The sequence below is a fragment of the Pseudomonas sp. AM14(2022) genome, assembly GCF_036346455.1.
In the GTDB taxonomy this organism is placed as follows: domain Bacteria; phylum Pseudomonadota; class Gammaproteobacteria; order Pseudomonadales; family Pseudomonadaceae; genus Aquipseudomonas; species Aquipseudomonas putida_A.
This window is the reverse complement of the sequence record NZ_JAOTNY010000008.1, coordinates 258,427-271,131: the sequence shown is the minus strand read 5'-3', so window position 1 is coordinate 271,131 and position 12,705 is coordinate 258,427. Positions and strand designations below refer to the sequence as shown.

The following is a 12,705-nucleotide window of genomic DNA, read 5'->3' as shown; positions in this document are numbered from 1 at the left end:
TTTGGAATGCTTTCTACCTGTGGGAGCGGGCTTGCTCGCGAAGGGGCCATCAGCCATAACAAAAAAATCATGAAGGTTTCTTTTCGATCCGCAACGCCTTCGCCTTGGCCTCGACCAGCAAATACATCACCACCGTAATCAACAACGGCAACAGAAAATAAATCGCCCGATACGCCAGCAACCCCGCCACCAGACTGCCCCGCGAAGCTTCGTGCTGCAGCAGCGCGACAAACACCGCTTCCAACACTCCAAGCCCCGCCGGAATGTGCGTGATGACTCCGGCAATCGCGCTGATCAACAGCACGCCGAGCACCAACGGATAATCCAGTTTGCTCGGCAGCAGAGTGAAAATCACCGCCGCCATCAGCGACCAGTTCAATGCACCGAGCAGCAATTGCAGGACGGCCATGCGCAGTGATGGCAGGTTGATTTCCACCCCGCGAATCGACCACTCGCGGCGCTTGGAGAACTGGCACGCGGCGAGGTAACCGGCACTCAATAACAACAGCAGCACGCCGATGCCCTGCAACGCGGCGCTGCTGATTTTCCATCCCGGCGGCATGCTCACCAGGCCGCTGCTGAACACTACGCCGGCAATCGTCATATAACCGAACCAGTTGGTGGCCAGGCTCAGACCGAGAATCTTGGCGATGTTGCTTTTGCTCACCCCCAGGCGCGAATACAGCCGATAGCGCATGGCGATTCCGCCGACCCAGGCACTGAGATTGAGGTTGAACGCATAGCTGATGATCCCCACCGGGAGGATCTGTTTCCAGGTCAGGTCCTGACGAATGTAGGTGCGGCCGATCAGGTCGAAACTGGCGTAGGTGAGAAAGCTCAGCAGGGTCAGGCTGGCGGCAATGATCAGCGTGCGCACCTTGAAGTCGGCCAGGGTTTGCAGGACTTCCGCCCATTCGATACGGGTGGCGAACATCGTCAGCAACACGATCAGCGCGAGGAAGAACAGCAACGTCAGTGGGCGTTTCCAGCGACTCCAGCGAGAGTGAGTGGCGGGCGCAGACTGTGCGTGGGAATGGCTCATGACGTGCGCCCCCGAAACGGCTTGAGCCGCGGTTTGTGCGCCGGCAACCATCCGGCCATTGACGGGAAATGCCGGAGGAAGTGAAACACCAGAAACCCTACGGTCATGTGCCAGATCCGTCCTCGCGGGGACATGCTGGCGTCCATCGCCTTGCAGTGGTTCTGGCTCAGGTCTTCGAGGCGCTGAAACAAATGCTGATTGAACGCGCGATCGCGGATCAGCACGTTGGCTTCCAGGTTCAGCGACAGGCTCAGCGGGTCGAGATTGCTCGAGCCGACGGTGCTCCATTCCTCATCCACCAACGCGACTTTGCCGTGCAGCGGGCGCTGGCAATATTCGTGGATCTGCACGCCGGCCTTGAGCAGGTAGTCGTAGGTCATGCGCGCCGCCAGTTTGGCCACCAGCATGTCCGGTTGACCTTGCAGGATCAGCCGCACCTCGACACCACGGCGCGCGGCGTTGCGGATCTCGCGCAGCAGGCGGTAGCCGGGGAAGAAATAGGCGTTGGCGATCACCACCCGGCGTTTGGCCCGGCGCAATGCGTGCAAGTAAACATCTTCGATGTCGGTGTGATGCTGATCGTTGTCGCGAAACACCAGGCGTACCTGACCGTCGTGATCGTTGAAAGCCATGTCCGCCCGGCGCTGACGCCGGCGCTGCCACCAGAAACGTGCGCGTCCCGGACGACCACTTTGCAGCAGGGCGAAGTGATGGATGTCAGCGACCGCCGGCCCCTGAATCTGCACCGCATAATCCTGTTTCGCCTCGGGGCCGAAATCGGCCAGGTGATCGCCGGAAAAGTTGATCCCGCCAATGAACGCGATCAGTCCGTCGACCACCACAATCTTGCGGTGCAGGCGGCGGAACCAGTTGGTGCGAATGCCCAGGTGCTTGGGCGCCGGGTCAAACATTTGCAGATGCACGCCCGCTTCGCTCAGTGCCGCGAGATAACCGGTGGTCAACTCGCCGCAACCAAAACCGTCGAGGCTGACAGTGGTGCGCACGCCACGCCGGGCGGCGTCGATCAGGATCTGCTGCAACTCTGCGCCGACCTTGTCTTCGAAAACGATGAAGGTCTCCAGCAGAATTTCACTCTTCGCCGCACGCATGGCGTCGAACACCCGGGGGAAATATTCCTCGCCGTTTTCCAGCAACTCGACGCGGTTATTGCCCTGCCAGCCGTACTCGACATCGACTTGCCCGGGCTCGCGTACCGGCGGGTTGATGCTGATCGGTTCCACGGCGGATTTCTCCAGCGGTGCGCTGCTCATAGTTCGATCTCCACCGATAACGGGACGTGGTCGGAAAGGTGTGACCAGGGCCGGTTGGCCAGGACTTTCGGTTGGCTGGCCTTGAGGTTGCGTACATAAATACGATCGAGCCGCAGCGTCGGCAGCCGCGCCGGAAAGCTGCGCGCCGGTTTGCCGTGATGCTCGGCGAACACCTCGCGCAGGCCGCAGGGTTCAAGCAGCGCGTCGGCGCGCTGGCGCCAGTCGTTGAAGTCACCGGCGACGATTACCGGTGCGTTATCCGGCAGCTCCGCCAGACGCTCGCCGAGCAGTTTCAATTGCGCATTGCGATGGCTTTCGCGCAGACCCAGATGCACGCAGATCGCATGCACTTCGACGCCATCGCCGGGCAGGCGCAGCACGCAATGCAGCAGCCCGCGGTTCTCGTGGCCGCTGATCGACACGTCGAGGTTGTCGTGGCGGATGATCTGGAATTTCGACAGCAACGCATTGCCGTGATCGCCCTCCGGATACACCGCGTTGCGCCCGTAGGCGAACTGTGGCCACAGGCTGTCGGCGAGGAACTCGTATTGCGGCATCGTCGGCCAGTTGCTGTAGCGCTTGGGATGATGCTCGTGGGTGCCGTGGACTTCCTGCAAAAACACCACGTCGGCGGCCACGCTGCGCACCGCTTCGCGCAACTCCGGGAGGATGAAACGTCGATTGAGGGCGGTGAAACCCTTGTGTGTGTTGACCGTCAGCACGGTGAAACGACGCACCGACACTTCAACGCTGGTCTGCTCGTCGGTGAACCCGACCGGCTCTGGAATACTCATGCCAGCACCCCTTCGGCAACCGGTTCGCCGGGGGTGGTGGCGAGCGTTTTATCCAGCGCGAATCGGTGGAGCAAGCTGCGCGCGTCGTAGGGCGCGCGGACTTTGATGTCGTTGTCGAAATAACAGAACACTTCGCGGGATTTGCGCGCCCGCGGCTTGAGGCGCGGCGCGATCAGATGCGCATCGCCGGGTTGCCGGCCGTGATGCCAGGCGTCGATGCGTTCAGCCCATTTGTTCAGCGCGGCGTCGGTGTAACCGCTGGCGTAAAGCTCTTCGGCACCGTGCAGGCGCAGGTAGACGAAATCGCTGGTGAGGTCTTCGCGGTACGGCCATTTGCCGGCGGTGTCGGCGATCACCAGGGCGGTGTTGTAGCGTTTCAACAAGCGCACGAAGTCGGGGTCGATGAACGTGTCATTGCGCACTTCCACGGCATGGCGCAGCGGTTTTTTGCGCCAGGCTTTGAGGCTGGCGTGGCCGTGAAGATGTGAATCGTGTTGGCGGGCGAGGGCGGCGGCCGCTGCAGTATCGTGGGGCAACAATGAGAGGAAGTGTTCGAAGCGCTCGGGGTCGAATTTGAAGTTCGGCGGAAACTGCCAGAGGATCGGCCCGAGCTTTTCCTTAAGCTCCAGCACCCCGGAGGCGAAGAAATTCGCCAGCGGCTTTTCGATCTCGCGCAGGCGCCGGACGTGGGTGATGAAGCGCGGCGCCTTGACGCTGAACACGAAGTCGTCGGGCGTTTCGTTGTACCACTGGGCGTAACGTTCGGGCCGTTGCAGGGCGTAGAACGATCCGTTGATTTCGATGCTGTTGACCGCCCGCGACGCGAACTGCAATTCGCGCTTCTGCGTCAGTCCTTTCGGGTAGAAATCCCCTCGCCACGGAACGTAGCGCCAGCCGGAAATACCGATGTGAATCGTTGCCATGCCGCCCTCCCGTTGTCAGTCCTCGTACAGCCTGTGTCTGTTGATGACTGCGGGCGGTTCGGGAAAGTTTCGGTGGCGTTACGGACGGTACATCCCTGAGAGCAACACAAAGCTAATGTGGGAGGGGGCTTGCTCCCGAAGGCGGTCGTTCAGTCAACATCAATGGCGACTGATACACCGACTTCGGGAGCAAGCCCCCTCCCACAGGGTTACTCAGTGGCCCGTGAATACTCGGCCTTGAGCCGGTTCGGCATAGGCCGGACCGAGGCGATCCAGTCGCCCGCTCCACGCGGTCAGCGCCAGCGCCACCAGCACCACCAGACCACCGATCCACGCCGTGTGAATCAGGCCCAGATGTTCGACGATCAGCCCGCCGCCCCACGCCCCGCCGGCAATCCCGAGGTTGAACGCAGCAATGTTCAGCCCGGATGCCACGTCCACTGCCCGCGGTGTGTGATGTTCAGCCTGACGCACCACATACACCTGCAACCCCGGCACGTTGCCAAAAGCCACCGCGCCCCACACCAGCACTGTCGCCAACGCCAGCCATGGATTGGCGGCGGTGAAGGTCAGTACGAACAGCACCGCCGCCAGCAGGGCGAAGATGATTTTCAGGGCGCTGATCGGCCCGCGTTTGTCTGCCAGTTTGCCGCCCCAGATATTGCCGACCGCCACCGACACGCCGTACACCAGCAACACCAGGCTGACGGTGCTGGCGCTGAAGCCGGAGAGGTCCTGCAGGATCGGCGCGAGGAAGGTGAAGGCGATGAACGAGCCGCCGTAACCGATCGCGGTCATGGCGTACACCAGCAGCAGACGCGGTTGTTTCAGCACTTGCAGTTGCTGCAGCAAGGACGCCGGTTTGCTGTGGGCGATGTTGTTCGGCACATACAGCAGGCTGCCAATGAAGGCGATCACACCCAACGCCGAGACGGCGAGGAAAGTTTCGCGCCAGCCGAAATGCTGACCGATGAACGTGCCCAGCGGCACGCCGGTGACCAACGCCACAGTGAGGCCGGTGAACATTATGGCAATCGCGCTGGCAGCTTTTTCCTTGGGCACCAGGCTGGTGGCGATGGTCGAGCCGATAGAGAAGAACACCCCGTGCGCCAGACCGGTGACGATCCGCGCCAGCACCAGCGATTCATAACCCGGCGCCATCCACGCCAGCAGGTTGCCGAGGGTGAACAGCACCATCAGCGACAGCAGTAACAGTTTGCGCGGGACTTTGCCGGTGAGGGCGGTCAGCACCGGCGCGCCAATGGCAACGCCCAGTGCATACAGACTGACCAGCAGCCCGGCGGACGGCAGGCTGACGCCGAGATCGGCGCCGATGGTGGGCAACAGGCCAACGATGACGAACTCGGTCGTCCCGATGGCGAATGCGCTGAGAGTCAGCGCGAGCAAGGCAATGGGCATGACAGCACTCCGGTAGAGGTTTGAATGGAGCGCAGTGTCGGAGTTTGGGTTGTGCGGAAAAATACAGGGTTGGGCATTTGATATTTGCTGCTGGCGCAAATATCCACGGAGTGCTGTGAATTCTGTGGTGAGGGGATTTATCCCCGATGGGTTGCGAAGCAACCCCAAACGGTTCCAAACGGTGTGAAAGCAGATGTCTACGACTGCTGCGCAGCCGATCGGGGATGAATCCCCTCACCACAGGGGGAAGGTCATTGACCCAAAAACCGAACTTGTCCGCCATTCACCGATCAGTTCCTTACAGGTTCAGCCAAGAGGGATCGGAGTTTTGATCAAGTTCAGGATCGCCATTTTGCTGGGAGCGCTGCTGTTTCTCGGCGCCAGCGAACTCGAAGCCGCCACGTTGCCGGGTGTTCCGGCCGCTGCTGAAGAACCGGCCAAACCCGAGCCGATTGTGCAGGGCGGTCTGCTCGGCGCAATCAGTTCGAGCATCGACGACGTGCAGGACAAACTCGATCTCAACGAGCATCTGGTCGACGCCTGGCGTCTGCGTGCCGACCGTGCGGCGGACGAAGTCGACAAACTGGTCAACCAGCCGTCGAACCGATCCGGCTGGAGCGTCGCCGGAGATTTCCTGATGCTGTCCGGCGTGTGGCTTGGCGCCTTCGCGTTGCTTACGGTGCTCGGCAGCCTGCTGGCCAAGCGGCTGAGTCAGGGCCGTTGGCTGCGTACCCGCCAACGCAGTCAGGATCTGGCGGGTTACCTGCTGCCGTACACCGTGCCGGCGCTGATCTGCCTGCCGTTGACGCTGTACGTCAGCCACTTTCTGCAAGCCTCGGTGGGTCGGGCGCTGGCGTTGTGTCTGGCGTATGCCACCAGCAGCGGGATTTTCTCCACCTCGATGCTGTTGTGCGTGGTGGTGATGTTCAACGTCGGCCACAAACGACCGGCCGCGCGGATTATCCGCGACTACTGCCCGAAGCCGCTGTTCCTGATTGGCTTTCTCGCCGCCCTCAGTGACGCGTTGACCAGCCCACAGATCGCCCGTCAGTTAGGCGGCAACATCACCAGCAGCGTCGCGGTATTCACTGGGTTGATAGCCTCGATCATCTTCGGTCTGCTGGTGATTCGCCTGCGCCGGCCGGTGGCGCACCTGATCCGTAATCGGCCACTGGCGCAACGTCTGAAACAGCCCTCACTGCAGGAGTCGTTGCGGATTTTTTCCGGGCTCTGGTACTGGCCCATCGTGCTGATGGTGCTGGTTTCGGCGGTCAATCTGATCGGCATCGGTGAGGACAATCAAAAGGCCCTGCGCTGTGCGCTGTTCACCACGGTGCTGCTGATCGGCACGGTGTTCCTCAGCACCATCCTCCAGCACCTGTTCAAGTCGCGTAAAGCCGAAGCGATCCAGCGCAGCAGCGCTTACAAGGAACGCTTTCTCAGCCTGTTGCACGCGTTGCTGCGGATCGTCATTGCGATTGCCTTCATCGATATTCTCGGGCGGATCTGGGGCGGTTCACTGCTTGATTTCGCTCAGAGCAGCACGATCGGCCGGGCGATCAGTAATGCGTTGAGCAGCATCGGCCTGATCTTCCTCGTCACCTGGCTGCTGTGGGTGGTGCTCGACACGGCGATTCAGGAAGCACTGAAACCACCGGTCAGCAAACGCTCGTCGCGCCAGCCCAGCACCCGGGTGAAAACCATCCTGCCGCTGCTGCGCAACGCGATCAAAATCATCCTGGTGGTGATCTGCGCGATCACCACCATGGCCAACCTCGGGATCAACGTTGCGCCACTGTTGGCCGGGGCCGGGGTAGTCGGTCTGGCGATCGGTTTCGGTTCGCAGCAACTGGTGCAGGACGTGATCACCGGTTTGTTCATCATCATTGAGGACACCCTGTCGATCGGCGATTGGGTGGTGCTTGATTCCGGGCATGCCGGTACGGTCGAAGGCCTGACCATTCGCACCCTGCGCCTGCGTGACGGCAAGGGCTTCGTGCACTCGGTGCCGTTCGGCCAGATCAAGGCAGTGACCAATCAATCACGCCAGTTTGCCTACGCATTTTTCTCGGTGCAATTCACCTACGACACCGACGTCGACAAGGCCATCGAGCTGATCCGCGAGACTGGCGATTCGATCCGCGAAGACCCGTTCCTCAAGTACAACCTGCAAGGGCCGCTGGATGTGTTTGGCGTGGACCGGATGGACCTGAACGGCGTGGTGCTGACCGCACAATTCCGTACCGTGTCGGGCGGGCAGTATGCAGTGAGCCGGGCGTTCAACCAGCGTTTGAAAAAGCTTGTGGATAACAGTCCCGAGGTGCATTTCGCGCAGACTTATCCACAGCAGGTTTTGTTGCCCAAGCGGCAGGGTGAGGGGGCGTTGGTGGCGAGCGAGGTGCCGCAGAAGTCGAGTACCTGACCGCCGGATTTTGTGCTGGGATTGCCGGCCTCTTCGCGGGCAAGCCCGCTCCCACATTGGATTTGTGAACGCCGCAGATTTTCTATGGAGAAGGTTCCTACACTGTATTTGTGAACGACGCAGATTTTCTGGGGAGAGGGCTCCCACATTGGATTTGTGAACGCCGCAGATCCCCGGTGGGAGCGGGCTTGCTCGCGAAAGGGCCGGAACTGTCGACATCAATGCCGGATCAGCTTGCTGCGCACCTGTTCCATAGTGATCTGATCCAGCTCAGCCCAGAAAACCTGCTTGCCGGCAATCTCGGCAGCAACCGGCACCCCATCGCGATATAGCAGCCGATTACTCGCCAACGCCGGCACTTTTGCCCCCGGCAACAATGTCCCCGCCAGGTTCAATGGATCCACCCCGCACACCGCAATCAGACTGCCGTCATGTGCCCGGCGGCGCACTTCGCGCAGCAACGGAATCGCCTCGGGCAAGGCAAACTGTTCCCCCGCCAGACCACTGACAAAGCGCCCGCCGCGAATCTCGCCACGGGCCTCCAGCCGATGAAACGTGCGCAGCAATTCGCGCCAGCTCGGCAGCCAGTCCGCTTCGCGCTCCAGCAGACGCCAGAACACCACGCCGTAGCGGCGCAGCAACGTCATGGCGACATGTTCGAGGGTTTCCGGCGAAGCGCTCTGGCTGTTCTCCATGAGCGGCCCGCGCCGCAACAACGCCCAGCGCCCGGCATCGTCCATGCCACCGACAAACGCCCCGCGCCCGCGACGACTGCTGCGTTGCTGGCGCTTGCTCGCCGGGGTAATCAGGGCGCGCAAACCGGCGAAGCTGTCGGCGTTCACCAGACCGGCACCGACCAGTTCCTGCAAGGCGATTTCCAGCTCGGTGCGCAGCAGATGCGCTTCATGGATCAGCTCATCGAAAAACAGTGCGCCGTGCTGACTCAGCGCCTCATAAACCTTTTGCGTTTTTGCTGACAGTTCGCTGACCGGCGTTTGCTCGGCCAATGCACTCCACAACCCGACCTGACTGCGCGGCAGCAGCACAATCGGCGTACTGCGCAACGCCGTGCCGCTGACTTTCTGCCGGGCGCTGAGCCGCGTCCACACCAGTTTGCCGTTGCGGCACAGGTCATCCAGCCAGCTCGGCGAATAGTCTTTCAGGCGCGCCGGGAGAATGTCGCTGTCCCACGCGGAGGCCGCTGCCGGGTAACCTTCGAACTGGCCGACAATCGCCGGCAACACCGCGCTGCCCTGAGCGCGCGTAGCGGAGGACAGATGCTGCCAGTCGAACAGAAAACGCATGAAATCCTGCAGAGCCACCGGCTCGATTTCCCGGCGCAAACGCTTGACCGTGTAGCGATGAATGCGCGCCAGCAGATGCCGTTCGCACCATTCCTCAACCGTCGCGCCCGGGGTGAATTTACCGCGCAGCACGTAGCCTTCGCGCTCCAGTTGCGCGAGGGCCTGATTGACCTGCGGTATCGGCAACGCGAGTGGTTCGGCAATGGTGGCTAACGGCAGCGGGCCAAATGCGCCCAGTCGCGCGCGGAGCACTTCGACCAGCGCTTCCTCTAACGTCCAAGGTTCGTTGAAACCGGGCAAGGCCTCTTGCTGCGGTTGCAGCGTGGCCTGTGGATAAAGCGCCAACAGGCAGGTCAGGCGTTCTCGCGCCAGCCACAACGAGCCAGGCTGTGGATGTGTAGTGACTGTGAGGCCGTCTTCGCGAGCAGGCTCGCTCCCACAGTTGACAGTGTTCCAACTGGCGGAACGCGGTTGAATGTGGGAGCGAGCCTGCTCGCGAAGCTTTTCTTTTGCCGTTACTGGCGGAACGGCCAAGCGGCAGGCGCGACCGCTCGCAGTCAGCGCGTCAAGCCATTCGCGCCAGTGTTCGCCAGCCTGAACTTCAAGGTCGCTGATGCAGGCAAGGCTCATCAGCGCCTCATGCATTTCATCGACGTTGGCCGGCGTCGGCCACGCTTCTTCACGTACCGCGTTAATGGCGTCTGCGTCCAGCGCACCGAGATCATCAGTGGACTGCGGATCGCTCCAGCGCCGGTTGATCACCGCTTGGGTGCGACGTTCCTCCAGCGGCGCATCGTCGAGAAAGCTGTACGGCCGCGCGCTGAGAATTTCTGCCGCCAGCGGTGACGGTGCCGGCAGATCGCGGCTGAGCAACCGTACCTCGCCACTCTCCATGCGCCGCAGCAGATTGAGCCACCCGTCGCTGTCCATGGCCTCGTGCAGGCAATCGTCGAGAGTCTGTTCAATCAGCGGATGTTCGGGAATCTCCCGCTCGCCGGCGAGGTTTTCCAGACAGGCGATCTGATCGGGGAACACGCTGGCAATCAGGTCTTCGCTTTTCATCCGCTGCAACTGCGGCGCGACTTTGCGCCCGCCGGTAAAACGCGGCAACGCCAGCGCTACCCCGGCATTCCAGCGCCAGCGCACGCCGAACAACGGCGCGTCGAGAATCGCCTGAATCAGGATGTGCTCGGCGCTGTTGCTGTGCAGGTAGCGCCAGACGTCGTCCAGTTCGAAACTGTGGCTGGTGGACAGCGACAACACGATCGCATCCTCACTGGCGGCAGCCTGCAACTCGAAATTGAACGTGCGGCAGAAACGCTTGCGCAGCGCCAGGCCCCAAGCGCGGTTGATGCGGCTGCCGAACGGTGAATGGATGATCAATTGGGTGCCGCCGGACTCATCGAAAAACCGCTCCATCAGTAACGTGTCCTGCGAGGGCAGGGCGCCGAGGGTCAGGCGAGCGCGGGCGAGATAGTCCACCAGTTGTTCGGCGCTGGCGCGGTTCAGGCCGAGGGTTGCGGTCAGCCAGTCGAGCGCCGGTTGCAGATCGCCGGGGCTGGCGCCGAGCAACAGGTCGAGAGTCGCTTGCAGCCGCGCCACCGCCGCAGACAATTCATCGCTGCGCCCCGGGGCTTCGCCGAGCCAGAACGGAATGGTCGGCGGCTGGCCCTGAGCATCCTCGACCCGCACCTTGCCGGTTTCAACCCGCAGGATTCGGTAGGAGGTGTTGCCGAGCTGGAACACATCACCCGCGATACTTTCCACGGCAAAGTCTTCGTTGACGCTGCCGATGTTCAGGCCTTGCGGTTCGAGCAGCACGCTGTAGTCGGCGTTGTCGGGGATGGTGCCGCCACTGGTCACGGCGGTCAGTTGCGCGCCGCGACGGCCACGCAGGGTGCGGCTGACCGCATCGCGGTGCAGGTAGGCGCTGCGGATGCCCTGACGACCGTTGTAGCCTTCGGCGAGCATGGTCAGCAGCGCCTGATAGTGTTTTTCGTCGAGATCGCGGTAGGGCGAGGCTTGGCGGAATAGCGCCAGCAGCGCGTTTTCCGCCCATTCCCGGCAACTGACTTCGGCGATGATCTGCTGCGCCAGCACATCCAGCGGCGCTTGGGGGATGTGCAGGGTGTCGAGTTCGCCACGGCGCACGCAGTCGAGCAGGGCGGCGCACTCGATCAGGTCGTCGCGGGTGGTGGCGAACAAGCGGCCCTTGGGTGTGCCGCCGACCTGGTGCCCGGAGCGCCCGACCCTTTGCAGAAACCCGGCAATCGAACGCGGCGAGGATATTTGGCAGACCAGATCGACTTCGCCGATATCGATGCCCAATTCCAGTGAGGCGGTGGCGATCAGCACTTGCAGCTCGCCGCGCTTGAGCCGCTGTTCGGCGTCGAGGCGGAATTCCTTGGCCAGGCTGCCGTGATGCGCGGCCACCGCGTGTTTGCCCAGACGTTCGCTGAGGTGTCGGCTCAGGCGTTCGGCGAGGCGCCGGGTATTGACGAAAACCAGCGTGGTGCGGTGCTCGCGGGCCAGTTCGGCGAGCCGGTCATAAACCAGCTCCCAGACGTCGTTAGCCATCACTGCCGACAACGGCACCGGCGGCACTTCGATGCCCAGATCCCGTGGTCGGGCGTGGCCGATGTCGATGATTTCGCAGGGGCGATCGGTGCCGACCAGAAACCGCGCTACGGCATCGATCGGCTTTTGCGTGGCGGACAAGCCGATGCGAGTCAAGGGTTCGGCACACAACGCCTGCAGGCGTTCGAGGCTCAGCGCCAGATGACTGCCACGTTTGCCGGCAGCGATGGAGTGAATCTCGTCGATGATCACCGTGCGCGTGCTGCCGAGCATTTTGCGTCCGGACTCGGAGCCGAGCAGCACGTACAGCGATTCCGGGGTGGTCACCAGAATGTGCGGCGCACTTTTGCGCATGGCGGCGCGGTCTTTCTGTGGAGTGTCGCCGGTGCGTACGGCGGTGGTGATTTGCAGTTCGGGCAGGCCCATCTGGCGCAACTGCTCGGTGATTCCGGCTAGCGGATTCTGCAGGTTGATGCGGATGTCGTTGGATAAGGCCTTGAGCGGTGAGACGTAGACCACCAGCGTTTCGTCGGGCAGGCCGTCGGGGTTTTCCAGGCCACGGTGGACGAGGTCGTCGAGCACCGCGAGAAACGCGGTGAGGGTTTTGCCGGAGCCGGTGGGCGCGGCAATCAGCGTCGAACGGCGCTGGCGGATCAACGGCCATGCGCGGGCCTGGGCGGCGGTGACCGTCGGGAAAGTGCTGCTGAACCAGGCGCTGACGGCGGGATGGAAGCCCGCCAGGGCCGCGTCCTTGGGGATGGGCAGATTCATGCTCAAGTTATGCGGGTGAGGGCGGCAAGATGCAAGTACCGCTGGGGATCTCCAGTGGCTGACAGGCTTCATCGCGAGCAGGCTCACTCCTACAGGGGAATGCGGTCAACTGTAGGAGTGAGCCTGCTCGCGATGGGGCCAGTTGATTCGGCACAATTCCCGGCGATCTACACTTTACGGGT

The 12,705-nt window shown here is 62.2% G+C and carries 7 protein-coding genes; 1 reads left to right on the top strand and 6 read right to left on the bottom strand.

All coding sequences use genetic code 11. The features are described 5' to 3' along the window. Nucleotides 1-67: 67 nt before the first annotated feature. From V3W27_RS18005 to V3W27_RS17985, 5 genes are all read right to left on the bottom strand, one after another. Nucleotides 68-1,042, bottom strand: a complete 975-nt coding sequence (locus V3W27_RS18005) for a lysylphosphatidylglycerol synthase domain-containing protein (RefSeq protein WP_027612952.1) — start codon at nucleotides 1,040-1,042, stop codon at nucleotides 68-70. Continuing rightward, nucleotides 1,039-2,313 carry a cardiolipin synthase ClsB gene (gene clsB, locus V3W27_RS18000; RefSeq protein ID WP_330207183.1) on the bottom strand — a complete coding sequence of 425 codons (1,275 nt, stop codon included), beginning with the start codon at nucleotides 2,311-2,313 and terminating at the stop codon, nucleotides 1,039-1,041. Before clsB ends, V3W27_RS18005 begins: the two co-directional genes overlap by 4 nt. Continuing rightward, the gene (locus V3W27_RS17995; protein WP_027612950.1) at nucleotides 2,310-3,107 is read right to left on the bottom strand and encodes an endonuclease/exonuclease/phosphatase family protein; all 798 of its coding nucleotides are present in this window, start codon (nucleotides 3,105-3,107) and stop codon (nucleotides 2,310-2,312) included. Before V3W27_RS17995 ends, clsB begins: the two co-directional genes overlap by 4 nt. Next, complete coding sequence (locus V3W27_RS17990) at nucleotides 3,104-4,030, bottom strand: DUF72 domain-containing protein (protein WP_330207182.1); 927 nt, start codon at nucleotides 4,028-4,030, stop codon at nucleotides 3,104-3,106. Before V3W27_RS17990 ends, V3W27_RS17995 begins: the two co-directional genes overlap by 4 nt. Before the next feature lie 213 nt (nucleotides 4,031-4,243). Then, nucleotides 4,244-5,449 (bottom strand): MFS transporter, encoded by a 1,206-nt coding sequence (locus V3W27_RS17985; protein WP_330207181.1) that lies wholly within the window; start codon nucleotides 5,447-5,449, stop codon nucleotides 4,244-4,246. Nucleotides 5,450-5,777: 328 nt separating this feature from the next. Here V3W27_RS17985 and V3W27_RS17980 point away from each other — a divergent pair, with 328 nt between their 5' ends. After that, nucleotides 5,778-7,871 (top strand): mechanosensitive ion channel family protein, encoded by a 2,094-nt coding sequence (locus V3W27_RS17980; RefSeq protein WP_330207180.1) that lies wholly within the window; start codon nucleotides 5,778-5,780, stop codon nucleotides 7,869-7,871. A gap of 218 nt (nucleotides 7,872-8,089) precedes the next feature. Here the strand turns inward: V3W27_RS17980 and V3W27_RS17975 are convergent, their stop codons facing one another. Next, nucleotides 8,090-12,523, bottom strand: coding sequence for a DEAD/DEAH box helicase (locus V3W27_RS17975; RefSeq protein ID WP_330207179.1), 4,434 nt, complete (start codon nucleotides 12,521-12,523; stop codon nucleotides 8,090-8,092). Nucleotides 12,524-12,705 lie beyond the last annotated feature (182 nt).